At 74.3% G+C, this 23,566-nt stretch carries 20 protein-coding genes and 3 tRNA genes; 12 read left to right on the top strand and 11 right to left on the bottom strand.

From position 1 onward, the window contains the following. Positions 1-39 precede the first annotated feature (39 nt). Positions 40-1,674 carry a S1C family serine protease gene (locus tag ACSLTV_RS01345; protein ID WP_435611474.1) on the top strand — a complete coding sequence of 545 codons (1,635 nt, stop codon included), beginning with the start codon at positions 40-42 and terminating at the stop codon, positions 1,672-1,674. Positions 1,675-1,986: 312 nt separating this feature from the next. After that, positions 1,987-2,071, top strand: a tRNA-Ser gene (locus tag ACSLTV_RS01350). Between the two features lie 71 nt (positions 2,072-2,142). On the opposite strand, the gene ACSLTV_RS01355 is transcribed toward ACSLTV_RS01350, so the two are convergent. Then, positions 2,143-3,159 (bottom strand): bifunctional DNA primase/polymerase, encoded by a 1,017-nt coding sequence (locus tag ACSLTV_RS01355; protein ID WP_432136629.1) that lies wholly within the window; start codon positions 3,157-3,159, stop codon positions 2,143-2,145. A 407-nt stretch (positions 3,160-3,566) separates the two neighbouring features. On the opposite strand from ACSLTV_RS01355, the gene ACSLTV_RS01360 reads away from it, so the two are divergent. From ACSLTV_RS01360 to ACSLTV_RS01385, 6 genes are all read left to right on the top strand, one after another. After that, complete coding sequence (locus tag ACSLTV_RS01360) at positions 3,567-3,881, top strand: hypothetical protein (protein ID WP_432136630.1); 315 nt, start codon at positions 3,567-3,569, stop codon at positions 3,879-3,881. A 333-nt stretch (positions 3,882-4,214) separates the two neighbouring features. Continuing rightward, the gene (locus tag ACSLTV_RS01365) at positions 4,215-5,186 is read left to right on the top strand and encodes a bifunctional MaoC family dehydratase N-terminal/OB-fold nucleic acid binding domain-containing protein (RefSeq protein ID WP_435611475.1); all 972 of its coding nucleotides are present in this window, start codon (positions 4,215-4,217) and stop codon (positions 5,184-5,186) included. Then, positions 5,173-5,580 (top strand): MaoC/PaaZ C-terminal domain-containing protein, encoded by a 408-nt coding sequence (locus ACSLTV_RS01370; RefSeq protein WP_432136632.1) that lies wholly within the window; start codon positions 5,173-5,175, stop codon positions 5,578-5,580. The genes ACSLTV_RS01365 and ACSLTV_RS01370 overlap by 14 nt, the downstream gene beginning before the upstream one ends. Next, positions 5,577-6,758: a lipid-transfer protein gene (locus ACSLTV_RS01375; protein WP_435611476.1), complete on the top strand. Its 1,182-nt coding sequence runs from the start codon at positions 5,577-5,579 to the stop codon at positions 6,756-6,758. The genes ACSLTV_RS01370 and ACSLTV_RS01375 overlap by 4 nt, the downstream gene beginning before the upstream one ends. A 396-nt stretch (positions 6,759-7,154) precedes the next feature. Next, positions 7,155-7,748, top strand: coding sequence for a SigE family RNA polymerase sigma factor (locus ACSLTV_RS01380; RefSeq protein WP_432136634.1), 594 nt, complete (start codon positions 7,155-7,157; stop codon positions 7,746-7,748). Positions 7,749-7,911: 163 nt separating this feature from the next. Further along, a complete protein-coding gene (locus tag ACSLTV_RS01385; protein ID WP_432156520.1) occupies positions 7,912-9,567 on the top strand; it encodes a long-chain fatty acid--CoA ligase in 1,656 nt (551 codons plus the stop codon). Here the strand turns inward: ACSLTV_RS01385 and ACSLTV_RS01390 are convergent. Continuing rightward, positions 9,554-9,943 (bottom strand): VOC family protein, encoded by a 390-nt coding sequence (locus ACSLTV_RS01390; protein WP_432156519.1) that lies wholly within the window; start codon positions 9,941-9,943, stop codon positions 9,554-9,556. The genes ACSLTV_RS01385 and ACSLTV_RS01390 overlap by 14 nt on opposite strands. Positions 9,944-10,233: 290 nt before the next feature. Then, on the bottom strand, positions 10,234-11,457 hold the full coding sequence (locus ACSLTV_RS01395; protein ID WP_435611477.1) for an MFS transporter: 1,224 nt from the start codon (positions 11,455-11,457) through the stop codon (positions 10,234-10,236). Between the two features lie 123 nt (positions 11,458-11,580). Here ACSLTV_RS01395 and ACSLTV_RS01400 point away from each other — a divergent pair, with 123 nt between their 5' ends. Further along, positions 11,581-12,165, top strand: a complete 585-nt coding sequence (locus ACSLTV_RS01400) for a TetR family transcriptional regulator (RefSeq protein WP_432136637.1) — start codon at positions 11,581-11,583, stop codon at positions 12,163-12,165. Positions 12,166-12,431: 266 nt separating this feature from the next. Here ACSLTV_RS01400 and ACSLTV_RS01405 read toward each other — a convergent pair whose 3' ends face one another. Together ACSLTV_RS01405 and ACSLTV_RS01410 are read right to left on the bottom strand one after the other, a co-directional pair. Then, positions 12,432-17,351 carry a PAS domain-containing protein gene (locus tag ACSLTV_RS01405; RefSeq protein WP_435611478.1) on the bottom strand — a complete coding sequence of 1,640 codons (4,920 nt, stop codon included), beginning with the start codon at positions 17,349-17,351 and terminating at the stop codon, positions 12,432-12,434. Positions 17,352-17,737: 386 nt separating this feature from the next. Further along, a complete protein-coding gene (locus ACSLTV_RS01410; RefSeq protein WP_432136639.1) occupies positions 17,738-18,151 on the bottom strand; it encodes an SSI family serine proteinase inhibitor in 414 nt (137 codons plus the stop codon). A gap of 317 nt (positions 18,152-18,468) precedes the next feature. Between ACSLTV_RS01410 and ACSLTV_RS01415 the strand changes: the two genes are divergently transcribed. From ACSLTV_RS01415 to ACSLTV_RS01425, 3 genes are all read left to right on the top strand, one after another. Continuing rightward, positions 18,469-18,559: transfer RNA gene (locus ACSLTV_RS01415), tRNA-Ser, on the top strand. Positions 18,560-18,749: 190 nt separating this feature from the next. Then, positions 18,750-18,822 (top strand) — tRNA-Arg (locus ACSLTV_RS01420). 120 nt (positions 18,823-18,942) lie between these two features. Further along, positions 18,943-19,164, top strand: a complete 222-nt coding sequence (locus tag ACSLTV_RS01425; RefSeq protein ID WP_432136651.1) for a hypothetical protein — start codon at positions 18,943-18,945, stop codon at positions 19,162-19,164. A 282-nt stretch (positions 19,165-19,446) separates the two neighbouring features. On the opposite strand, the gene ACSLTV_RS01430 is transcribed toward ACSLTV_RS01425, so the two are convergent. The 6 genes from ACSLTV_RS01430 to ACSLTV_RS01455 all read right to left on the bottom strand — a co-directional run bounded on the left by ACSLTV_RS01430 (position 19,447) and on the right by ACSLTV_RS01455 (position 23,491). Then, a complete protein-coding gene (locus tag ACSLTV_RS01430; protein ID WP_432136652.1) occupies positions 19,447-19,788 on the bottom strand; it encodes a DUF5713 family protein in 342 nt (113 codons plus the stop codon). A 103-nt stretch (positions 19,789-19,891) separates the two neighbouring features. Then, positions 19,892-20,599: a ferritin-like domain-containing protein gene (locus ACSLTV_RS01435; protein WP_432156506.1), complete on the bottom strand. Its 708-nt coding sequence runs from the start codon at positions 20,597-20,599 to the stop codon at positions 19,892-19,894. 179 nt (positions 20,600-20,778) lie between these two features. Beyond that, on the bottom strand, positions 20,779-21,165 hold the full coding sequence (locus tag ACSLTV_RS01440) for a hypothetical protein (protein WP_432136654.1): 387 nt from the start codon (positions 21,163-21,165) through the stop codon (positions 20,779-20,781). Positions 21,166-21,452: 287 nt separating this feature from the next. Then, positions 21,453-22,340, bottom strand: coding sequence for a GvpL/GvpF family gas vesicle protein (locus tag ACSLTV_RS01445; RefSeq protein ID WP_435611479.1), 888 nt, complete (start codon positions 22,338-22,340; stop codon positions 21,453-21,455). 212 nt (positions 22,341-22,552) lie between these two features. After that, complete coding sequence (gene gvpJ, locus ACSLTV_RS01450; RefSeq protein WP_432156504.1) at positions 22,553-22,942, bottom strand: gas vesicle protein GvpJ; 390 nt, start codon at positions 22,940-22,942, stop codon at positions 22,553-22,555. Between the two features lie 285 nt (positions 22,943-23,227). After that, complete coding sequence (locus ACSLTV_RS01455) at positions 23,228-23,491, bottom strand: GlsB/YeaQ/YmgE family stress response membrane protein (RefSeq protein WP_432136657.1); 264 nt, start codon at positions 23,489-23,491, stop codon at positions 23,228-23,230. Positions 23,492-23,566 lie beyond the last annotated feature (75 nt).

The raw sequence follows: 23,566 nt of genomic DNA on the forward strand, positions 1-23,566 counted from the left end.
GCGACCGACGAGAACAGCCGTGGATCGAGGAGAAGAGCTGTGAGCACCGAGAACGAGGGCACCGAGGTACCCCCGGCCCCGTCTGCACCCCCCGTGCCGGTGGAATCTCCCGCGGTCACGGCACGGACGGACGAGACCGTGACGCGGTCCGGCATCGGCCCCGAGGGTCCGCACGCGCCCCGGACGCCGGAGACCACTGACGCGCCGACCGGCGCGACCGAGCCCAGTTCGGCGGCCCCGGCCACCCCCGCCCCGTCCGCCGCCGAGGCGAACTGGCCGCCGCCCAGCCCGCCGCAGCACCCGGCCCCGGGGGCGCCCCAGGGCGCCGGGCCGGACACGTCGAGCGCTCCCGCGTACGGCGCCGCGCCCGCCCCGCACCACGGGGCCCCGGCCGCCGGCTACGGGGAGACGGCGCACGGCGGTGCGCCGACCGCGGGTGGCGCCTGGCCGCCTCCGCCGGCCGCCACGCCGTCGTACTCCGACGCGGGCCACGGCGGCCACGCGGACGGCGGCTGGGGCGGCGGAGTCCCCTACCCCCAGCAGCCCGCGCCGAAGAAGAAGTCGGGCCGGGGCGGACTGATCGCCGGGGTCCTGGTGGCCGCCCTCCTCGCGGGCGGCCTGGGCGGCGGCCTCGGCTACGCGCTCGCCAAGCACGACGACAGCAGCTCCACCACCGTCTCCGCCTCCGACACCGGCGGCTCGGTCAAGCGTGACCCGGGCACGGTCGCCGCGGTCGCGGCGACGGCACTGCCGAGCACGGTCACCATCGAGGCCGAGTCCAGCAGCGGCGGGGGTGGCACCGGCACCGGCTTCGTCTTCGACACCGAGGGCCACATCGTCACCAACAACCACGTCGTCGCGGACGCCGTCGACGGCGGCAAGCTGACGGCGACGTTCCCCGACGGCAAGAAGTACGCCGCGGAGGTCGTCGGCCACGCGCAGGGCTACGACGTGGCGGTGATCAAGCTCAAGAACGCGCCGTCGGACCTCAAACCGCTCCCGCTCGGCGACTCCGACAAGGTGGCCGTCGGTGACTCCACCATCGCGATCGGCGCGCCCTTCGGCCTGTCCAACACGGTGACCACCGGCATCATCAGCGCCAAGAACCGCCCGGTGGCCTCCAGCGACGGCAGTGGCAGCAACGCCTCCTACATGAGTGCGCTGCAGACGGACGCGTCGATCAACCCCGGCAACTCCGGCGGCCCCCTGCTGGACGCGCACGGCAACGTGATCGGCATCAACTCCGCGATCCAGTCGACGGGCGGCGGCGGCTTCGGCGGCTCCGGCCAGTCAGGCTCGATCGGCCTGGGCTTCGCCATCCCGATCAACCAGGCCAAGTACGTCGCCCAGCAGCTGATCAAGACGGGCAAGCCGGTGTACGCCAAGATCGGCGCGTCGGTCACGCTGGACGAGTCGGGCGACGGCGCGAAGATCACCGAGCAGGGTGCGGGCGGCTCCGCCGCGGTCGAGCCGGGCGGCCCCGCCGACCGGGCCGGCCTCAAGCCGGGCGACGTCATCACCAAGTTCGACGACACGGTCATCGACAGCGGTCCGACCCTGATCGGCGAGATCTGGACCCACAAGCCGGGCGACAAGGTCACGCTCACCTACGAGCGCGACGGCAAGACCCACACGGTCGACGTGGTCCTCGGCTCCCGCACCGGCGACAGCTGACCAACGCCGGCCGCCGCCCACCCGCGCGCGTGGGCGGCGGCCGATGCCGCAGGGCCGGGGCGACATTCCCCTTCGCCCGCCCCGCGCGCCTGGGCGGCGTCCGGACCCGGGCCGCGCGCGGACGTGACCGCAGCCCGCAGCGCTGTTCCCCGCAGCGGACGTGCCCCGGGCCCCACTTGGGCGACGGGCTCGGCAGCGGTCGGCACCACCCCCTCGCGGCGGCGCACTGCGGGTCCAGTGGGGAGCACAGGCCTCACACACCGCCGGAGGCCGGTACTCTGTAGCCGTTCCGCCCCTGGTGGGCGGGGCACGGGTGGGTTGCCCGAGCGGCCTAAGGGAACGGTCTTGAAAACCGTCGTGGCGCGAGTCACCGTGGGTTCAAATCCCACACCCACCGCGGACTGCACCGCTCGTGCATGTCGTCAAGGGCGCTCCTCGTCGTAGGGGCGCCCTTCGTGTGTCCGGCGCTCACCGGCCAGGGGTGTGGACGTGGCCTCGCGTGAACCGTTCCGCCGACGCCACGGTCGAGGAGGCCTCGTGGTGGGTGAGGCCGGTGTGGCGGGCGGCGGTGAGGAGGGCGGGGGTGAGGGCCGGGCCGAGGCCGGTCTCGTAGGCGCGGCAAGCGGCCCAGAAGAGGCGGGTGTTGCGTTGGCCCTCGCGGGCGGCGAGGACGAACCGGACGAGGCCCTGCCCGTGTGCGCCCCCGGTGTACGCGGGCGCGGGACGGGGCGCGGGGGGCGGTGGGAGCAGCAGCCGCAGGAGGGCGCGCGGGCAGGGTGCCGGCGGGAGGCTCTCGGTGCCGGGGGCCGTGGTGTAGGTGCCGTGGGCGGTGCGGGAACCGGGGCCGACCAGGTAGCCGCCGGCTCCGCGGACGTCGATGCCGGGGGCGAGCCGCCCGGCCGAGTTGGGGATCACGGCCTCGGGCGGGCCGGTGAGCCAGAGGTGCCGGCCTCCGGAGGGGGTCAGTACGACGACCGTCGGCGGGATCGTGAACCGGTGACGCCGGGCCAGCGCGCGCAGGGCGGCCGGGGCGTCCGTGCCGGTCTTGGTGTCGAGATCGAGGCCGATGAGGTGGTGCGGGGGCAGTCCGCAGGCGATGCCGTACCCGGTGGCCCAGGGGGCGGCGGCGAACATCGCGCGGATGCGGGCGGGGTCGGTGGAGGCGTCGTACACGCCGTGGCCGAAGCGGCCGCACTCCCCCCGGCAGGGCGGGGCGGCGGGGGCCGGGGCGCGGCCGGGGGGCCGCGGCTCGCCGCGGTGCGGGGAGCGCAGAGCGGGGAGTTTGGTACGGGACAGGGGGATGACGGCCAGACCGTGCTCGGCGGCCGACAGCGCGTGGGCCAGGGCGAGGGCGGCGGCCTGGCGGGGGTGCCGGGGGCTCGTCGGCGCCGGTGCCCTCGGGCCGCCCGAGGCCTCAGGGGCCCCATGCGTCGCTGGTGTCCCAGCGCTCCCGCGGGTCCGGGAAGGCCGGTCGCTGGTGGCCATGCTTCATTTTCGTACGGATATTCGAATGCGGGAAGGGGGGTGAAGGTCCGGCGCGCCCGGATCGGTCAGGTTGGCCGGAAAAGTGCGGGAACGATTCGTCTCCTGTGTCGTCTGTCGGGTCAGCTCGTGCGACGCGCCCGGGGCGCAGGTGGCGTCCGGGAAAGGTGGTGAAGGGGGTTTCTCGACTTGTCCTCACGCTTGCGTGCGAATCGCGGCTTCCGGGGTGGTTCGCCGGGGTTTCGGTGGGCAATCCTGATCTCGCGACGTCGTCATCAAGCCAGGAGCGGACGGCCAACTGCCCTGGTGAAAGCCGTACTTCAGCACCCCAGCGGTGCGGCAGTGCGGCCGTGCAGCAGCAGTACCAGCACTACTCACGCACGCAGCGCCCCTTGTTCTGGAGGAACAACATGGCAAGCATCCGTACCGCCCGCGTCATCGCCGCCGTCTCCGCCCTTCCCCTGGCAGCCGCCCTCTTCTCCGGCGTCGCGGCGGCGGACAACGGCGGCTTCGCGGACGACGGATCGAACGCGGGTGTGGCGAGCGTCGTCGGCAGCGGTGTCGGGCACGACAACAACGGCAACTCGTCCACCACGCAGCAGAACGCCGTCGGCTCCGGTGCGAGCAACCAGAGCAACACCGCGCAGGTCAGCGGCTCGGCGTTCACCGCCATCAACCAGGGCAACAGCAATGTGGCCGTGAGCTTCGCGCCGTTCTGGTGGTGAGCCGAGGGGGCCGGCGCCCGGTGCTCCCGCCGGCCCCCCGCTCTCCTCGTCGGGTGTGCTCTGTGGGGTGGTAACGCGTCTGCGCGGCGGTGCTTCGGCATCGCCGCGCAGACGTTTTCGGCGGACTGCCCGGCGGACTGCCCGGCGGACTGTCTCGTGGATCGCCTGGTGGATCGCCTGGTGGGCCGCTCGGTGGGGCGTCTCCGGGCCCGCCGGCCGCTTCCGGCGGCCGGCACCGGCACGCTTGACAGCGTGTCGCACCTGACGGACAGTCAGAAACCGCGGTCGGCCGGACGGTTCCGGCGGAGGCCGCCGAGCGGGAGGAGCGCAGCCGTGCAGGACGACCTGGCCGTCCGGCTGAAGGGGTACGAGGGGCGGGCCGCCGTCGTCGCCGCGCCCGGCCGGGACCCCGTCGACGCCGCCATGATCCGCCACTGGTGCGAGGCCGTCGGCGACACCAACCCCGCCTTCACCGGCCCGGACGCCGTCGCCCCGCCCGCCATGCTTCAGGTGTGGACGATGGCGGGCCTGTCCGGCCCGCACGCCCGCACCCCCGCCTACGCCGGACTCCTCGCCCTGCTCGACGCGGCCGGCTGCACCTCCGTCGTCGCCACCGACTGCGAGCAGGAGTACGTCAGGACCCTGCGCCCCGGCGACGAGATCACCTTCGACACGGTCATCGAGTCGGTGTCCGACCGCAAGACCACCCGACTCGGCACCGGCTACTTCATCACCACCCGTACCGACATCCGCGTCGGCCCCGACCTCGCCGGCACCCACCGCTTCCGCGTCCTCAAGTACGCCCCGGCCGCCGCGCGGTCGGCTGAACCGGCTGAACCGGCTGAACCGGCTGAACCGGCTGAACCCGCTGAACGGGTGAGGCCGGGTGAGTCGAGTGCCCGGCGGCCCCGCCCGGTCGTCAACCGGGACAACGCCGGCTTCTGGGCGGGCGTGCGCGACCACCGCCTCCTCATCCAGCGCTGCACCGCCTGCCGCACCCTCCGCCTGCCCTGGCTGCCCGGCTGCGCCGCCTGCGGCGCCCCCGGCTGGGACACGGTCGAGGCGTGCGGCGCGGGCACGGTCCACTCCTACGTCGTCGTCCACCACCCCCGCCCCCCGGGCTTCGACCCGCCGTACGCCGTCGCCCTGGTGGAACTGGCGGAGGGGGTGCGGACGGTCGCCGGGGTGAGCGGGGTGCCGTACGACGAGGTGCGGATCGGCATGCCGGTACGGCTCGCGTTCCGCGCGTACGACGAGGAACTGGTGCTGCCGGTGTTCGAGGGGGTGCCCGATGCGGCCGGGTGAGGCGCTGGCGCCGCTCGAGATCCCCGTCACGCGCACGCTGATCGTCGCCGGCGCGCTCGCCTCGCGCGACTTCCAGGACGTGCACCACGATCCCGAGGCCGCCCGGAGCAAGGGCTCCCCGGACATCTTCCTGAACATCCTCACCACGAACGGCCTGGTCGGCCGCTATCTCACCGACCGTATCGGCCCGGCCGCCGTGCTGCGCCGCCTCGCCGTCCGCCTGGGCGCGCCCAGCCACCCCGGGGACACCCTGGTCCTCAGCGGCACCGTCGAGCGGGCGGACGGCGACACGGTCGTCGTCCGGGTCGTGGGCGACAACCGGCTCGGCCGCCATGTGACGGCGACGGCCACGCTGACGCTTCCTTCGGCGGCGGACGAGGAGCCCTCCCGATGAGCGCGCGCGGCACGGACGCCTTCGCCGGGCGGGCCGCCATCGCCGGCATCGGGGCCACCGACTTCACCAAGGACTCCGGCCGCAGCGAGCTGCGGCTGGCCGCCGAGGCGGTGCGCGCCGCCCTGGCCGACGCGGGGCTGCGACCCGCCGACGTCGACGGCATGGTCACCTTCACCATGGACACCAGCCCGGAGATCACGGTGGCCCAGGCGTGCGGCATCGGCGAACTGTCGTTCTTCTCCCGCGTCCCCTACGGGGGCGGCGCGGCCTGCGCGACCGTGCAGCAGGCGGCGCTGGCGGTCGCGTCGGGCATGGCGGAGGTGGTGGTCTGCTACCGGGCGTTCAACGAGCGCTCGGGCCGCCGCTTCGGCGCCGGCGTCACCCGGCGCGAGCCGTCCGCGGAGGGCGTCGCGCTCGGCTGGACCCTGCCCCACGGGCTGCTCACCCCGGCCGCCTGGGTGGCGATGGCCGCCCAGCGCTACCTGCACGTCCACGGGCTGACCCCGGAGGCGTTCGGGCACGTCGCGGTCGTGGACCGCCGGCACGCGGCGACCAACCCGGCCGCTCACTTCCACGGCCGGCCCATCACCCTCGCCGACCACGCGGCCTCCCGCTGGATCGTCGAGCCGCTGCGGTTGCTGGACTGCTGCCAGGAGACCGACGGCGGCCAGGCCGTCGTCGTGACCTCCCTGGAGCGCGCGCGGGACCTGCCGCACCCGCCCGCCGTCGTGGCGGCGGCCGCGCAGGGCGCCGGCCGCGCCCAGGAGCAGATGACCAGCTACTACCGGGGCGGCTTCTACGACGGTGACCTCACCGGCCTCCCCGAGACGGCCGTGGTCGCGCGGCGGCTGTGGCGCTCTTCGGGCCTGACGCCCGCCGACATCGACGTGGGGATCCTGTACGACCACTTCACCCCGTTCGTGCTGATGCAGCTGGAGGAGTTCGGCTTCTGCGCGCCCGGCGAGGCCGCCGCGTTCGTCGCGGCGGACCGGCTGCCGCTGAACACCCACGGGGGCCAGCTCGGTGAGGCGTACCTGCACGGGATGAACGGCATCGCGGAGGCGGTACGTCAGCTGCGCGGCACCTCCGTCAACCAGGTCCCCGGCGCCGCCCGCGCCCTGGTGACGGCCGGTACGGGGGTGCCCACCTCCGCTCTCGTCCTCGCGGCGGACGCCTGAGCACGCCGAGCCGGCCTCACCCGTCCCCAGGTGATTCCCGCAGCACCGCCAGGGACCCCGGACCCGCGGTACCTCCCCCGCGATCGCTGCACCCCGCAGCACCTCCGCGCCCCCGGACCCGCTGCACCCCGCAGCACCTCCGCGCCCCCGGACCCGCTGCACCCCGCAGCACCTCCGCGCCCCCGGACCCGCTGCACCCCGCAGCACTTCCGCGCCCCCCGGCCCCCGCAGCACCCTTGAGGGACCCTGGCGGAGCCCGCACACCCCCGAGGCCCCCCGGGGCCGCCCTCCACCTCCAGGAGGTGGAGCCGGCACCACCCCTACAACCTGAGGCGGACGTGGCTTCGGCACCTTGGGCCGATCCGACGCAGGGGGGTGCATACCTAGCGTGGAGCCATGACCACACCCGTCCGCACCAGCGCCCCGGAGGCGAAGACCGCGGTGGCGAAGACCCCGGTGGCGAAGACCGCGGTGGCGCTGTCCCCGGCGTACCCGTCCTTCGCGTCGTACGTCCAGGCCCGCCAGCCGGTGCTGCTGCGTACCGCCCGGTCGCTGACCGCGAACCCGAGCGACGCGGAGGACCTGCTGCAGACCGCGCTGGCCAAGACGTACGTCGCGTGGGAGCGGATCGAGGACCACCGGGCGCTCGACGGCTACGTCCGCCGCGCCCTGCTGAACACCCGCACCTCGCAGTGGCGCAAGCGCAAGGTCGACGAGTTCGCCGTCGACGAGCTGCCGGAGCCGGAGCCGCTGCCGGGGCAGGACGACGACCCGGCCGAGCGGCAGGCGCTGCACGACGCGATGTGGCGCGCGGTGCTGAAGCTGCCCGTCCGGCAGCGTGCGATGGTGGTGCTGCGCTACTACGAGGACCTCAGCGAGGCCCAGACGGCTGATGTGCTCGGCGTGTCGGTCGGCACGGTGAAGTCGGCCGTGTCGCGCGCCCTCGGCAAGCTCCGGGACGACCCTGAGCTGGGGCTTGTCCGGTCGTGACGAGGAATGTGCGGAAACGTCGGGCGGCGGCCGGCGGCCGTTCGCGGTGATCCGTCACTGATCGATCATCCATCCCTAGTGACATACCGCCTGGTATGTGCGCAGAATCAGCGCACTGTTACCACCGCGTAGGCAAAGTCGCCGTGTCGCCCGGGAGGACGCCGTGCTGAGCACCATGCAGGACGTACCGCTGTTGATCTCCAGGATCCTGACCCACGGGTCCACGGTCCACGGCACCTCCCAGGTGATCACCTGGACGGGAGAGGGCGCCCCGCAGCGCCGCTCCTACGCCGAGATCGGCGCCCGCGCCGCCCAGCTCGCCCACGCCCTGCGCGACGACCTCGGCGTCCGCGACGACGACCGGGTCGCGACCCTGGCCTGGAACAACGCCGAGCACGTCGAGGCGTACTTCGCGATTCCCTCGATGGGCGCGGTCCTGCACACCCTCAACCTGCGGCTGCCCGCCGAGCAGCTGGTGTGGATCGTCAACCACGCCGCCGACAAGGTGATCGTCGCCAACGGCTCACTGCTGCCGCTGCTCGCCCCGCTGCTGCCGCACCTGAAGACGGTCGAGCACGTCGTCGTCACCGGCCCCGGTGACCGCTCCCTGCTGGCGGGTGCCACCGCCCGGGTCCACGAGTACGAGGACCTCATCGCGGACAAGCCCACCACCTACGACTGGCCGGAGCTGGACGAACGCCGGGCCGCCGCCATGTGCTACACCTCCGGCACCACCGGCGACCCCAAGGGCGTCGTCTACAGCCACCGCTCCATCTACCTGCACTCGATGCAGGTCAACATGGCCCAGTCGATGGGGCTGACGGACGCGGACACCTCGCTGGTGGTCGTGCCCCAGTTCCACGTGAACGCCTGGGGCCTGCCGCACGCCACCTTCATGACCGGCGTCAACCTGCTGATGCCGGACCGCTTCCTGCAGCCCGGCCCGCTCGCCGAGATGATCGAGAGCGAGAAGCCGACCCACGCGGCCGCCGTCCCCACCATCTGGCAGGGCCTGCTCGGCGAACTGACCGCCCGCCCGCGCGACGTGTCCTCGCTCGCCCAGGTCACCATCGGCGGCTCGGCCTGCCCGCCCTCCCTCATGGAGGCGTTCGACAAGCTGGGCATGCGGGTGTGCCACGCCTGGGGCATGACGGAGACCTCCCCGCTCGGCACCATCGCCCGCCCGCCGGCCCACGCGGTCGGCACCGACGAGGAGTTCGCCTACCGCCTCACGCAGGGCCGCTTCCCGGCCAGTGTGGAGGGCCGCCTCACCGGCCCCGGCGGCGAACGCCTCCCCTGGGACGGCGAGTCGGCCGGTGAGCTCGAGGTGCGCGGTCCCTGGATCGCCGGCGCCTACTACAACGGCCCCGACGCCGAACCGCTGCGCCCCGCCGACAAGTTCAGTGAGGACGGCTGGCTCAAGACGGGCGACGTGGGGACGATCTCGCCGGACGGCTTCCTCACCCTCACCGACCGCGCCAAGGACGTCATCAAGTCCGGCGGCGAGTGGATCTCCTCGGTGGAGCTGGAGAACGCCCTGATGTCCCACCCGGACGTCGCCGAGGCCGCCGTCGTCGCCGTCCCCGACGACAAGTGGGGCGAGCGCCCCCTGGCCACCGTGGTCCTCAGGGAGGGCGCCACCGCCGACTTCGAGTCGCTGCGCGCCTTCCTCGCCGACGAGGGCAAGGTCGCCAAGTGGCAGCTGCCGGAGCGGTGGACCATCGTCGAGGCCGTGCCGAAGACCAGCGTCGGCAAGTTCGACAAGAAGGTGCTGCGCCGGCGGTACGCGGACGGCGACCTGGACGTCACCCGCCTCTGACCTGCCCGCGCTCCTCCAGTACGCAGAACGGGTGCCCGGCCGGGTCCAGCAGCACGAGCCACCGCTCGCCGCCCGGCTGGGGCCCCGGCCTGGTCGCCCCGAGCTCCAGCAGCAGCGTCTCCGCCTCGGCCAGGTCGGGCACCTCGAAGTCGAGGTGGAACTGCTGGGGGGCGGTCGGGTCGGGCCAGCGCGGCGGCGTGTAGTCGTCGACGCGCTGGAAGCCCAGGGCGAGGCCGTCCTCGCGCAGGAGACCGGCGAAGTCGGCGTCGCTCCCGGGGTGCGGCGCGTAGCCGGTGGCCCGCTCGTAGAAGGCGGCCAGGGCCACGGGGTCCGGGCAGTCCAGGGTCACGGCGGTGAGTCTCATCCTCGGCGGCACGGGCAACTCCGGTTTCTGCGGCGGGCGTTCGCGGTTCCGGCCACCGTAGTGACCGGTTCGGGGTCCGGCGACCGGGTTTCGGCCGGCAGCGGGCTGCCGCGGGGAGCCTCGGGGGTCCCGGGGAGCCGCGGGGAGCCTCGGGGGTCCCGGGGAGCCGCGGGGAGCCTCGGGGGTCCCGGGGAGCCGCGTGGAGCCTCGTGGTCGTGTGGTGCCGGGTCCGGCGGCCTCGGGCTCTCGCGCCTCGCGGTCTCGGGCTCTCGGGCTCTCGCGTCACCGGTATGCCGGGGTCCTCACCGTCGTACGGCCGTCGCCCCCCACCCGATCAGCAGCCACACGCCGGCCACCGCCGTCACCCCGCTCCAGCCCCAGTGCCCGTAGGCCGGGCCGGCCGCCGCCGAGGCGAGGGCGCCGCCGGCGAAGCCGGAGACGACGTACGCGGTGTTGGCGGTGGCGGGCATGGCGGTGGTGGTCAGGGCGAGCGTCTGGTTGGCGACGTGCGACGCGACCAGCGCGGCGTGGATCGCGACGGCGGCCACGAACAGGGCCACCAGTGCGTGGCCGCCCAGCCAGAACAGCGGTACGGACCCGGCGGCCAGGAGGTACGCCGTACCGACGACCCTGGCCGCGCCGAAGCGGTCCACCAGACCGCCCGCCAACGGCGCCACCGCGCTCGCCGTCAGCCCGAACAGGCCGAAGAGGCCCGCGGTCGCGGTCGACAGGCCGTACGCCGGCCCGGTCAGCAGCAGCGTCAGCGACGTCCACAGGGCACTCCACGCGCCGAACATGCCGGCCTGCCGCAGGCTCGCGCGCCACAGGTCGGGCGAGCGGCGCAACAGCCCGGGCAGCGCCGCGAGGCCGGAGAACAGCGGCCCCCGGCCTCGGCGCCCCTCGGCGGGCAGGGCGAGGGCGGTCGCAAGGCCGAGGGCGAGGGTCAGCGCGGCCGAGCCCGCGAACACCCATCGCCAGCCGAACGCCTGTCCGGCCAGACCGCCCAGCACGCGGGCCGCGACGATGCCGGTGAACAGCCCGGCGATCACCGCCGCCACATGACGGGCCCGCCGGTCGGCCGGGGCCCGCTCGGCGATCAGCGGGACGAGCAGCTGCGGCACGACGGTCGCGGCGGCCGCGACGAACACGGCGGCCGCCAGCACGGCCGTCCCCGGCGCGAGCGAAGCGGCGACCAGCGCGCCGGCCGCGGCCGCGGACAGCGCGGCGACCAGGGTGCGACGGCTCAGCCGGTCCCCGAGCGGGGCGAAGAACAGCAGCCCGGCCGCGTACCCGAACTGGGCCACCGAGGCGATCCAGGTCATGGCCGACGGCGTGGTGCCGAAGGCGCGGGCGATCAGCGGGAGCAGCGGGGCGGCGAGGTAGATGTTGGCGGCGGTGACGGCGGTGCACAGGCCGATGAGGAGGAGGAAGGGGCCGCCGCCGCGGACGGCAGGCGGTGGGGGAGGGGCTGTGCGGGCGCGGATGCGGGCCGGGGCGGTCGCGGTCGGGGACGTGGGAGACGCCATGGGTGCGGTCACTCCTCCGAAGTGGTAACCAACCAGTTGGTTGGCGCTGGGGGGAACAGTCTGCGGCGCCCGCCCATTCCCGTCAACCAACTAGTTGGTTGACGGTGGCGCTACCCTGTGCCCATGGCAGCAGTCAGGGACCCCGAGGCGACCAAGGCCCGCATCTTCGACGCGGCGGTCACCGAGTTCGCCCGGCACGGCATCGCGGGCGCCCGCATCGACCGCATCGCCACCGAGGCCAAGGCCAACAAGCAGCTGATCTACGCCTACTTCGGCAACAAGGCCCAGCTGTTCACCCAGGTGCTGGAGAAGGCGATGCTCCGCCTGGCCGAGGCCGTGCCCGTCGACCCCGACGACATCGAGGGCTGGATCGACCGGGTCATGGACTACCACGTCGCCCACCCCGAGGTGCTGCGCCTGCTCTTCTGGGAGGGCATGGAGTACGGCGGCACCGTCGAGCTGCCCGACGAGAGCGAGCGCCGGGAGCACTACCGCCACAAGATCGACGCCCTGCGCGACGGCCAGGCCCGCGGCGTCGTCACGGACGCGATCCCCGCCCGTGACCTGCTCTTCCTGCTGATCGCCCTGGCCAACTGGGCCGCCGTCGTCCCCCAGATGCGGCGCATCGTGGTGGGCGCCGACGACGCCGACCAGCAGCGCCTGCGCGCCTCGGTGAAGGAGGCGGCGCGCCGACTGGTCGCCCGCTGACGGCTGACGGCGGACGGCTGACCGCTGACGGCTGACCGCCTTGCCGACGCCGGGCGCCCGGCCCGGGGGTGGGACGCGCCTCGCGGCGCGTCGCGCCGGCCGGTGGTTAGGGCCGTGGCGGGGAAGGCCGCGGTGGTGCGGTGCCGCGCCGCCGACGCGCCGGTCGGCTCGGCCACGGTGGTCCCGGTTCGGCCATGGCAGTCCCGGTTCGGCCGGTTCGGTCCCGGTGCGGCCGGGTCGGTCGCGGTTCCGGTGGTTTCGGCGCGTCAGTTGGTGCCGATGCGGGAGAGCAGGTCCACGATCCGGCTCTGCACCTCGGCACTGGTCGACCGCTCGGCCAGGAACAGCACGGTCTCCCCGGACGCCAGCCTCGGCAGGTCCACCGGATCGACGGCGGCGGTGTAGACGACCAGCGGGGTGCGGTTGAGCTGCCCGTTCGCCCGCAGCCAGTCGACGATCCCGGCCCGGTGCCGATGCACCTGAAGCAGGTCCATCACCACCAGGTTCGGCCGGAACTGCCCCGCCAGCGTCACCGCGTCCGTGTCACTCGCGGCCCGTGCCACCTGCATCCCGCGCCGTTCCAGCGTCGCGGTCAGCGCGAGCGCGATCTCGGCGTGCTCCTCGATCAGCAGCACGCGCGGCGGGTGCTGCTCGCTGTCCCGGGGCGCCAGCGCCTTGAGCAGGACGGCGGGATCAGCACCGTACGCCGCCTCGCGCGTCGCCTGCCCCAGCCCGGCCGTGACCATCACCGGCACCTCGGCGGCGACCGCCGCCTGCCGCAGCGACTGCAGCGCGGTGCGGGTGATCGGTCCGGTGAGCGGGTCGACGAAGAGCGCGGCGGGGAAGGCCGCGATCTGGGCGTCCACCTCCTCGCGCGAGTGCACGATCACCGGCCGGTACCCGCGGTCGCTCAGCGCCTGCTGGGTGCCGACGTCCGGTGCCGGCCAGACCAGCAGCCGACGCGGGTTGTCCAGCGGCTCCGGCGGCAGCTCGTCGTCCATCGGCTGCGGGGGCGGCGGATCGGCGACCTCCACGGCCCCGCCCGGCCCGTCCAGCGGCTCGGGCCCCTCGGCGGCGTTCTCGTCCGGCGCCCCTATGGCGTACGACCGTCCGGCCCCCTCGGTGCCCGGCACCGGCCGGGGCTGTCCGCCGAGGGACGGGTGCGGGGGCTGCGGCTGGGCCGCCGGGGGCAGCGGGGACGCCTGCGGCGCCGGCGTCTGCGCCTCAGCGGGCGCCGGCGCCTGCGGCGCCTGCGGCGTCGGAGTGGCCGGTACGGCGGTCTGCTCGCCCGTCGGGTGCTGACGCGCGGCCGGGTCGGGCGGCGTCCCCAGCTTCCGGCGGCGTCCCGAGCCGCCCGGCGCGTGCGGCGCGGGCGTCGAACCGCTCGGCACCGGGTGCGGCGTCGGCGCGGCACTTCCGAGGGTGCCGCCCTGCTGCCCGGGGCGCCCGACCTGCTGTACCTGCGCCGCCTGCCGGGTGAAGGGCACCCCCTGCCCGAGCGTGCGCACGCTTATGGCACGGCCCTGCGTCGAGTTCGGGTCCATCGGTGGGACCGGCGGGACCGGCGCGAGGGGCGCGGCGGGAGTCGCCGCGGGGGGAGCCGTGGCGGGCGGCGGCGTGGGCACGCCCTGCGTGCCGGGGGCGCCCGGGGCTGCCGGGGTGTCGGGCGATGCCGGGGCGGCCGGCGGTGCCGGGGTGGCCGGACCGGCCTGGGCGGCGGACTCGGCCGGGAGCGGCTGTGCCGCCCGGGAGCCGGTGGCGTTCTCCGGAGGCAGCGGGGTTCCCGGCGCGGGGGTGCCGCCCTGCACCGGCCGCGCCGCGGGGATCGCCTCGGCGGGCAGGGGCTGGGAGGGGGTGGCGTTCGGCGGGACGGGAGCGGCGGGCGCCTGCGCCTGGTCCTGGGGACGGCTCTGCGGGGGGAGAGCCTGCCCGGGCATCGGCGCGGGCCCGGCTCCCACGGCGGGCTGCACACCCGGCGCCGCGCGGTCACCGCCCTGCGGCGGAACGACGACTCCCGGCTGAGGCCCCGGCACCGCCTGCGCCGGAACCTGGGCCTGGCCCTGGGCCGGAACCTGCATCTGGCCCTGGGCCGGAACCTGGATCTGAGGAAAGACCTGGACCTGCCCGGGAAGCTCCGCCTGCCCGGGGACGGGAACTCCCCCCGGCACGGGAGCCTGCACGGGAGCAAGGGCCTGCCCGGGAAGCGGGGCCACCGGAGCCTGACCCGGGAGCTGCGGCTGCCCGGGGACGGGAACCTGCCCAGGCGCGGGGGCCTGCCCGGGCGCGGGGGCCTGCCCCGGAATCTGGGCGTGCCCGGGAACGCCCTGCCCGGGAGCCTGCCCCGGTGCAGCGGCTCCTTCCTGACCCGGCCCCGCCGCGTCGGCGGTCTGAGGCGCTGCCTGAGTGGCGGCCCGGCGGCGGCGCCCGGTAGGCGCGCTGGTCGGGTGGGGCTGCGGCGGGGTGTGGTCGGCCGACTGGTCGTGCGGAACGGCGTCGTGCCGACCGTGGTCGTCAGGGGAGGACCCGTCTGCGGAGCCGGGCACGGGAACCCCGGCCCCACCCGGTACCCCGGCCCCACCCGGTACCCCGGGCTGTGGCGGAACGGGCGCGCCCGGCACCGGGGGAACGGGCATCGGCGGTACCGGCGCCGGAACAGCGGGGCCGGCCTCGGGTGCGGGCACGGCGGCCTGGTCGTCACCGCCCGCACCGCGATCCGCCTCCGCCGGGGGCAGCGCGAACACCGTGCGCGGTGCCGCTTCCTGCGCCTCGGCGCGCTCCTGGGCCGCGGCGAGCGCACGCCGACGACGTCCGGTCGGCCGGCCCCCCGCCCCGTCGCCCTGCTCCTGCCGCTGGACCTCGCCTTGTCCTTGTCCTTGTCCTTGTCCCGGTCCCTGCCCCTGGCCGGCGTTGTCACTCGCGACGGCGGGCAGGGCGGGCGGCAGCGCGTGCCGTTCCGAGGACGGTCCCTGCGGGCCCGTTCCCTGGTCCGCGGCCCGCAGCGCCCGTCCGCCGCCGGGCGCGGGCACGCCCTGCGGCGGCACGGCGCTCCCGAGCCCGGTACCGGAGGCGGCGGCGCCGGCGGCGTGTTCGGCGGCGGTGACCACGGCACCCTCGGCGACCCCGGCCGCGTCGGCACCGCCCTCGGCGGGCCGCCCGCGCCGCCGCCCCGTCCCACCGGAGGCGGGGGCGGCCGCACCGGCCGCGCCGGAGAGGGCGATCTCAGCCCCCGTGGACGGCACCTCTTCGGCGGCGGCGGCCCGTCGGCGCCGCCGCCCCGTGGGCGCTGCGCTCCCGGCCCCGGCCTCGGCGGGGAGCGCGCCCTCGGCGCCGCCCGCCCCGTCACCGCCGTCCAGGAAGGCGTCCGTGGAGGCCCGCCGGGCCCGCCGACGCCCGCCACCGGCCGGGTTCTCGCCGGCCCCGCCCGCCCCGGCGGGGCCCGCAGCGCCGACGGCACCCTGGGGGACCGCGCCTTCCCCGCCCACGGTCTCGACGGCGTGCGTCCCCGCCTCGACCGGTACGGCACCCGCGCCGCCCCCGAGTGGCACCTCCAGCACGAACGCGCTGCCGCTCATGCCCGGCACCTCGTGCGTCTGCAGCACACCGCCGTGCGCGCGCACGATCCCGCGCACGATCGGCTCGTGCACCGGGTCGCCGCCGGAGTAGGGCCCGCGCACCTCGATCCGTACGACCTCACCGCGCTGCGCCGCCGCCACGACGACCGTGTTGTCCATGTAGCCGCCCGCCGAGACGGGCGCGTTCCCGGTGGCGTCGACACCGGCCACGTCGGCGACCAGGTGGGCGAGGGCGGTGGCGAGGAGCCGGGCGTCCACCTCGGCCTCGATGGGCGGCGCGTGTACGGCGAACTGCACCCGCCCCGGACCGATCAGCTCCACGGCGCCGTCGACCCCGGCGGCGACGACCGCGTCCAGCATCACCTTCACGCGGGAGACGTTCTGCTCCCCGGCGTCGAGCGACTGGTACCCGAGGACGTTGTCGATGAGGGTGGTGATCCGCGAGTACCCGGCGGACAGGTGGTGCAGCACCTGGTTGGCCTCGGGCCACAGCTGCCCGGCGTCGTCGGCGGCGAGTGCGGCCAGCTCGCGGCGCAGCTCGTCGAGAGGCCCGCGCAGGGACTGCCCGAGCAGGGTCAGCAGCTGCTCGTGCCGGCCGGCGAGAGCCTCGTAACGGTCCTTCTCGCGCTCGGCGAGTGCGGCGTACCGCTCCTCCCCGGCGGCCAGCTCCTCGGAGTGCCGCTCCCGCAGTTCCTCGGCCTCGGTGACGTGCTGCTGGCGCAGCGCGGTGAGGTCGGAGGCGTGCTCCTCGGCGAGCCGCTCCAACTCCTCCGCGTGCCGCTTCTCGATGTCGGCCTTCTCCTCGGCGAGCGTCTCGTAGGGCCGCCGGTCCGTGAAGGTCATGACGGCGCCGACGAGCTGGTCGCCGTCGCGCACCGGTGCCGTCGTCAGGTCGACGGACACCTTGTCCCCGCCCTTGGACCACAGCACCTGTCCGCGCACCCGGTGCTTGCGCCCCGAGCGCAGGGTGTCGGCGAGCGGCGACTCGTCGTACGGGAAGGGCGAGCCGTCGGCGCGCGAGTGCAGCACGAGCGTGTGCAGCTCCTTGCCGCCGAGGTCGCTGGCCCGGTAACCCAGTATCTGGGCGGCGGCCGGGTTGACGAGCACGATCCGCCCGTCGGTGTCCGTGCCGACCACGCCCTCGGAGGCGGCCCGCAGGATCATCTCGGTCTGCCGCTGAGAACGCGCCAGCTCGGCCTCGGTGTCGACGGTGCCCGTGAGGTCCCGCACGACGAGCATCAGGAGTTCGTCGCCGCTGTGGCCGTAGCTGTCGTAGGCCTGCTGGCTGTTCTCCAGGTTGGCGCTGGTGACCTCGACGGGGAACTCGGAGCCGTCGGTGCGCCGGGCGATCATCCGGGTCGGCTTGGTCCGCCCCCGCGGGTCCATGTGGTCGGGCCGCCGCATGGAGCCCGGGATGAGCTTGGAGTCGAACTCCGGCAGCAGATCGAGCAGCCCGCGCCCGACGAGCGCGGTTCCCGGCGTCTCGAAGGCCTCCAGGGCGATGGTGTTCGCGTTGACGACGGTCCCGTTCGCGTTGACCAGCAACAACGCGTCGGGGAGCGCGTCCAGTATGGCTGCGAGGCGAGCAGCGCCTCGGGACGGCCTGCTGCTCACGAGACGCTTCCTCCCTGTTACCGCACCTTGCCGACCACTCGGGCCGCTCGGGCCATCTTGCCAACCGGGCCGCGGGGTGTCACGGGAGGGAGTCTAAGGGCTGGGGTTACGCCGGGGCGGCCGGATGAGAGGGACCTCGCACGACGAAGTGACCCAGAACGTATGAGCGGCACACCCCACCCGCAGGGGCTCCGCGAGACCTTCGCGGAACGGGCGGGATTTCTGCGGCTACGGGGACGGCGCACCCGAGAGGCGCAGGCTCTGAGGCGTTGTGGTGTGCGGGATGTGGCGACCGGGGGCGCTGACGGGCGGCATGCTGTGTTGCGGCGTGGTGAACCGGGGCGTGCTGCGTCGGGCGCACTGCGTCGGGCATGCCACGATGGGGCCTACTGCGTCGGGGCGTGCTCCGTGTCGGGGCGTGTCCGCAGCGCGGGCAGTACGGGCACCATCCGCTCCCACCGCTCGATCTCGCACCCGTTTCCCCGCCGGAACACGGCGTCCACGGGCCGCCCGGCCCACCACCCCGTGACATGCGCGGTGACCGGCCCCCCGTCCTGCAAGGTGCACACGCTTCCCGTCGGCACGGGCGCGAAGGGATCGGCGCCCCACACGGTGTTCCGATCGAGCCGGGCACAGGAGGCCTCCGCGTCCGGATGATCACCTCCCGCGGGGTGGCAGTACAGCTCACGCGTCCCGTCGAGCCCGAGTTCGCCGGAGTCCCGCACGGCCACCACGAGCCGGTCCCCTTCCCCCGGCTCGCCCGCCGCCACGGCCCCGCCGAAGGCCGGCCCACCGGACACCCCGGCGCACAGGACCGCCACGACACCGGCGAGGACCCGTCCCCGCCCCCGGATGCGATCACGGGCATGGACAAGGGCATGGAAGCGAGCACGGTCGTGGGCACGGGCATGGAAGCGAGCACGGGCGCGACGCAGAAACACCACCTCGGACATGCCCTGCCCAACGCGCGAGCGCCCCGCGCGTTGCGCCGGATTCCCCGCAGGGTCCTTTGCCCTGCGGGCCACCGTCCTAGTACCGTGGAGCCCGATTGGTGACACCGCGCTCGGCTGTGTCATCATCTGCACGCACCACTCGCACACACGCGAGCGGCTGTGCTGGAGGCGTCGCCTAGTCCGGTCTATGGCGCCGCACTGCTAATGCGGTTTGGGCCTTAAAGCCCATCGAGGGTTCAAATCCCTCCGCCTCCGCCGTCCAGGAGCCCCGGTCCCCGTGACCGGGGCTCCGGCGTTTCCCCGATCACCCGCCTCAGACGGTGTTTTCGCAGCTCACAAGGGGTACGGCAAACGGATTTCACATGTCGGCGGCAGTCATGTAATGTTCTTCCTGTCGCCGCGAGCGGGCCGGAAGGGCCGGAAGCGAAGGCAAAAAACAGAACAAGCACTCGTAGCTTAATGGATAGAGCATCTGACTACGGATCAGAAGGTTGCAGGTTCGAGTCCTGCCGAGTGCGCACAGATCAGAGGGCCCCGGTGATCACCGGGGCCCTCTGGTTTTCGGCTGTACGGCACCGGATACCCGCATTGTGCCGACGGCCACAGCGAGCCGGGGCCGCGCAGGCGCATACTGAACCATGACAAAGCCTGCGGCACCCAAGCGTCATCTGCCCACCAGCCCCTTCAAGGCCCCGGTCGCACCCGTCCCGAAGCACTTCGCCGTGGGTGATCAGGTCACCCACGACGTGTACGGTCTCGGCCGGGTGATCGACATCGAGGACGGCATCGCGGCGCTGGTGGATTTCGGCTCGGCGCAAGTGCGCGTCTCCAGCCCGTACGCGAAGATGACCAAGCTCTAGGAAAGCCGTGCCCGATCGGGGCACGCCAGGCTCCCCAGGGGACCTGTGACGAAAGGCAGACCTCTCATCGACCCCAAGAAGCTGTTCTCCGCGCCGGAAGGGCAACAGCCCCGCCGTTCCGCCCCCGTGTCACCGCGTCCGACGACGAGTCCCTTCCAGGCACCGGACTTCGGAGAGGACGAGGCCCTCTGGACCGAGGACGTGCAGGTACCCGCGCCGGTCACCCGCTCGGCGCGGCGCAGGGCTGCCTAGCGGGGCACGGGCCGCCGGATCTCGGGTCGCTCACCAGTCCCGGGTGGCGACCAGCTCCTCCACGTCCGCGTCCCTGAACCCGTAGGCCGACGCGACGAACCAGAAGTTCTCCGCGATCTCCTCGCGGGCGACGGTCTCGATCTCGCTCCCGGCTTCGTCGAACGCCGCCTCCAGCAGGTTGAACTCCTCCGTCGCCGCCCGGGTCAGCGCGTACAGGCCCGCCAGGTCCGACGGCCGCTCGGCCTCGATCCGCTCGCACAGCCGCACCAGGATCTCCCTTCCCTGGTCGACGACGTGATCCGGGTAGTACGAGTCCGAGTACAGCCGCCCCAGAAAGGCATGCCCCGCCACCTGCGCGTTCGTGATCGGCATAGTGCCCCCACCCTCTTGGAAGAACCGACGTGCCGATCATGCACGCCCCCACTGACAACGACGTCGCCCGTGAGTTCGCGGAGGTGAGGTGACGCCGCACCGGTCATACCCGGCCCAGGACGGCCGACGTCACGGTGCCGGAGGTCGTCATCACGTCGCGTATGAAGTGGCGGCGGGTGGTGCCGAGGTGGGGGAGGGCCTTGGCGTGGTCGATGGTGACGATGACCGTGGTGGTGAGCAGGAGCAGGCGCCAGGCGGTCATGAGGGGGCGGCGGAGGGCGCGGGGGACGCCGGTCAGGGAGGCGCGGAGGCGGTCGCAGTGGAAGGGGACGTGGCGTTCCTCGTCGGCGAGGATGCGGGCGGCCACGTCGGAGGTCAGGGGGTCGGGGGTGCCGTCGCGCAGGGCCCGGTAGTAGCGCAGGGCCACCACTTCGGCGATCAGGAGGACCAGGAGTTCCACGCGCAGGCCCATCAGACGGCGCAGTCGTACGAAGGCCGTGTCGGTCCAGTGCCCGGTGAGGGTCGGTACGCCGCCCGCCGCCAGGAGGCGGGCCAGCAGGCGGGCGTGGTTCTGTTCCTCGGCGACGAAGAGGCGGGCCGCGCGGGCGTAGTCGGGGTCGCCGGCCCGGTCCGCCTTGCTCAGGAGGTTGGCGCCGTCGCCGTCCTCGCCGATCTGGAAACGCTGGATGCCGGCCCACACCGCAGCGGGGAGCGTCGCCCCCTGATCCCAGTCGGGGTCGCCCAGGGCGGCTCTGCGGTCCCGCTCGTCCTCGAATCGTCGTACCCACTTGCCGAAGTCGGTGCCGCGCACTCGGTCGCCCTTTCCGGGGCACGGCCGCCGCGCCCTCGGAAAGGGACGACGCCGGCCGGAGGGTGAAACGTTCCCCCGGGGGCACGGGGGCACGGGGGCACGGGGGCACGGGGGCACGGGGGCACGGGGGCACGGGGGCAGGAGGGGGCCGAGGGGGCCGAGGGGGCCCAGGTCGAGGTTCAGGTCTTCGAGGGTGAGGTCGTAGCGGCGCAGAGGTTGGTCATGGCCTGGTGGAGGGCGAGCAGGGTGAGGACCAGTTTGACCAGGTCGCGCTCCACTGTGCCGGGGTCGGTGCCCAGGCGGCGCGCGGAGGCCCGGCCCCGGGCCAGGTCGTCGTCCGGGCGGGCGGGCAGGAGCGAGAAGGCCCGGCTCGCGGCGTCGGACAGCTCGCGCAGGCGGTCCGGTGGTTCGTCGTCAGGGGGGCGCGTCATGGTCGTCCATCGGGGGCAGCAGGTCGGGGGCAGCAGGTCGGGGGCGTCCTCACGGACGGACATCACCAAGGCGCGCAGCGAGACGCGTACGAGGTCGATGTCGGCGATCGAGAGGACCAGGTCACCGGTCAGCACGACGCCGCCGCTCAGGAGCCCGTTCCAGGAGGTCGATCAGGGCCACCTGCCGCTGGCTGATCGGGGGGTCGGGGGGTGCCTCATGGCCGCCGGGGGCCTCGTAGCCTGTGGGGGCCTCGTGACGGCCGGGGGTCTGGTGAGCGGCCGGGGGTCTGGTGACCGGCCGGTGCTTCGTGACCGCCCGGGGGCGGGTTCGGCGGGGCCGTCGATGCCGGCTGAGCTGTCGTGCCCGGCAGACCCGGCGTACCGGTCGGGCTCGCCGCGCTCGGTGTGCTCGCCGTGCTCGGTCACCGGTGCCTGGCCTCGGGGCGGGCCGGGAGCACGGCGAAGGAGTACGGGGCCCAGGGGCCCGTGATCTCGACACGTATGCCCGGCAGGTCGTCGGCGGCGTGGGCCACCCGGTCGCGGAACTCGTCGGAGAGGCGGCGCGGGACGAGGTAGGCGTCGTTGGCGACGTTCTCGCCCGGGGGCGTACGGGAGGTCTTGCGGGAGGTCTCCTGCGCTGCGGCCCCCTCTGCCTCGGTGGCGCGGGTCAGGGGGCCCTGCTCGGGGCGGTGACGGGCGTGTTCGACCGCCAGCTCCCTGGCCTGTTGCTCGGTGCGGCGGACCGCCTCCCGGGCGACCCGCCCGGCGTCCTCGCGGGTCTGGCGCTGGTGGCGGCGGTGGCGCAGGTAGGCGCGTCCCGGGGCCGCGTCGTCGACGGAGGCGTCGGCAGAGGCGTCGGCGGAGGCGTCGGCAGAGGCGTCGGGGGGCCGGGGCGTCGGCGGGGCTTCGGCGTAGATCTTGACGCCCCACTCCACGTGGTCGGCGAGACGGTCCAGAGAGGCGTTGAAGGCGGCCTCGTGGGCGTGCAGCATCTTCCGGACGCGGTCGTCGTCCAGGTACACCGTGGCCAGGCGGAGGGGCAGGACCGAGGTGCGGGCCGCCAGGGTGTCCACCACCAGGTGGTGGGCCCTGGCCGTCGCCTCCAGCCACCCGAGGTCCTCCAGACGGACCTGCAGGGCGGCTTGGGAGAACGCCTCCTCGGGTACGGCGCTGACCGCCGCGGCCAGGGAGCCCGACGTGACCATGGTGACGGGGGCCTGCGCCACGCCCCGCACGGCGGCCAGGGCACGCGGGCGGGGCGCTGCGTTGGCGTGCAGCACCGCATAGGCGTAGGTCAGTTGTCCGGTCACGGTTCTCGGCCTCGGTCGTCGTGGTTCGCGTGGCCACTGTGATCACTGTGGTCACTGTGGTCGTCGGTGTCCTCGTGGGGCCGCTTCTTGCTTCTGGTGCGCCGGGGTTCCGTGTCCGGGGCGCGTCCGGCCGTGCGGAGGCGGCGGGCGGGAGTGCACGGTCGCCCTCCGGAGCCCGGTGATCGCGTAGACGTAGAGGGGCATCGGGTCGCTCACTCCTCCGGGTCCTTCGACGTGCAGCGGCGCTCCGGACGTCCCTGGCACCGTTCGCGCGACGACTCACGCGACGACTCACGCGACGACTCACGCGACGATGCGCGCTCACGGGTCTCGCCCTCGTCGAGACCTTCCTCCCGCCCCTGACGTACGGATTCCGTGACCGCCTCGACCGCTCCGGTGAGCGCGCCCTTGGTCTTGCTGGCGACGACCGCCCGCGCGTCGACCTTCACCAGCTCGATGCCCACCAGGGAGACGCGGGCGAAGGCGTCGATGACGAGCCCTCGGTCGAGGACCAGTTCCAGTACGTCGTATAGGTTGCCCGAGCCGCCGCCGCCCGCGGGCGCGGGGACACATCCACCGTTGCCTTGTGGCACCACACTCACGGGGTCTCTCCCTTCGGCGAAGGGGCAGCCGGTTCAGCGGTTGTCCGGTCCGGTGGTTGTGCGGTCCGGTGGTTGTGCGGTGGTTACCTCCGTTGTGCGGCAGGTCCCACCGGTGGTCCGGCCGGGCGGCGGCTAACGGCGGTCCGGCCGCTCTTTTCTGGGGCGCGTGTGTAACGGCGTCCGCGTTCGTATCCCAGCAGTTTCCCTCGCCAGGACCTCGACGTCGGCCTCCCAGCCCAGCGGCCCTGCCGCACCCCCTTTCGGGTCGGGTCGGATGGCGCCCGGTCAGCGCCGGAGCTTCGCCTTGGCGAGCATGCTGACGCCGAGTGCCGCGAGGGCGATCTGGATGAGCCACTCGACCCAGTCGACGCCGTCGGTGTCGGCCACGCCGAGGCCGGCCGCGATGCCGGTGCCGATCAGAGCGGCCACGATGCCGATCGCGATCGTCCACAGGAAGCCGATGGGCTGGCGGCCGGGGATGACGAGCCGGCCCAGCACACCGATGACGATGCCGATCACGATCGCGCTGATAATGCCTGAGATCTCCATGGCAGGTATGCCACCCCTTTCACGTCGGTGGCGGCCGAGTACCCGTTCGATTCAGTAACACGCTGCCTGCGTCGG

Origin of the sequence: Streptomyces sp. bgisy159, assembly GCF_965341775.1 — a bacterium.
GTDB lineage: Bacteria > Actinomycetota > Actinomycetes > Streptomycetales > Streptomycetaceae > Streptomyces.

Excerpts from the sequence above, each read along its gene's own strand:
- ACSLTV_RS01375 (WP_435611476.1), top strand. The coding sequence starts at position 5,577 with ATGAGCGCGCGCGGCACGGACGCCTTCGCCGGGCGGGCCGCCATCGCC.
- ACSLTV_RS01355 (WP_432136629.1), bottom strand. The coding sequence starts at position 3,159 with ATGGCCACCAGCGACCGGCCTTCCCGGACCCGCGGGAGCGCTGGGACA.
- ACSLTV_RS01360 (WP_432136630.1), top strand. The coding sequence starts at position 3,567 with ATGGCAAGCATCCGTACCGCCCGCGTCATCGCCGCCGTCTCCGCCCTT.
- ACSLTV_RS01425 (WP_432136651.1), top strand. The coding sequence starts at position 18,943 with ATGACAAAGCCTGCGGCACCCAAGCGTCATCTGCCCACCAGCCCCTTC.
- ACSLTV_RS01455 (WP_432136657.1), bottom strand. The coding sequence starts at position 23,491 with ATGGAGATCTCAGGCATTATCAGCGCGATCGTGATCGGCATCGTCATC.
- ACSLTV_RS01400 (WP_432136637.1), top strand. The coding sequence starts at position 11,581 with ATGGCAGCAGTCAGGGACCCCGAGGCGACCAAGGCCCGCATCTTCGAC.
- ACSLTV_RS01370 (WP_432136632.1), top strand. The coding sequence starts at position 5,173 with ATGCGGCCGGGTGAGGCGCTGGCGCCGCTCGAGATCCCCGTCACGCGC.
- ACSLTV_RS01395 (WP_435611477.1), bottom strand. The coding sequence starts at position 11,457 with ATGGCGTCTCCCACGTCCCCGACCGCGACCGCCCCGGCCCGCATCCGC.
- ACSLTV_RS01380 (WP_432136634.1), top strand. The coding sequence starts at position 7,155 with ATGACCACACCCGTCCGCACCAGCGCCCCGGAGGCGAAGACCGCGGTG.
- ACSLTV_RS01430 (WP_432136652.1), bottom strand. The coding sequence starts at position 19,788 with ATGCCGATCACGAACGCGCAGGTGGCGGGGCATGCCTTTCTGGGGCGG.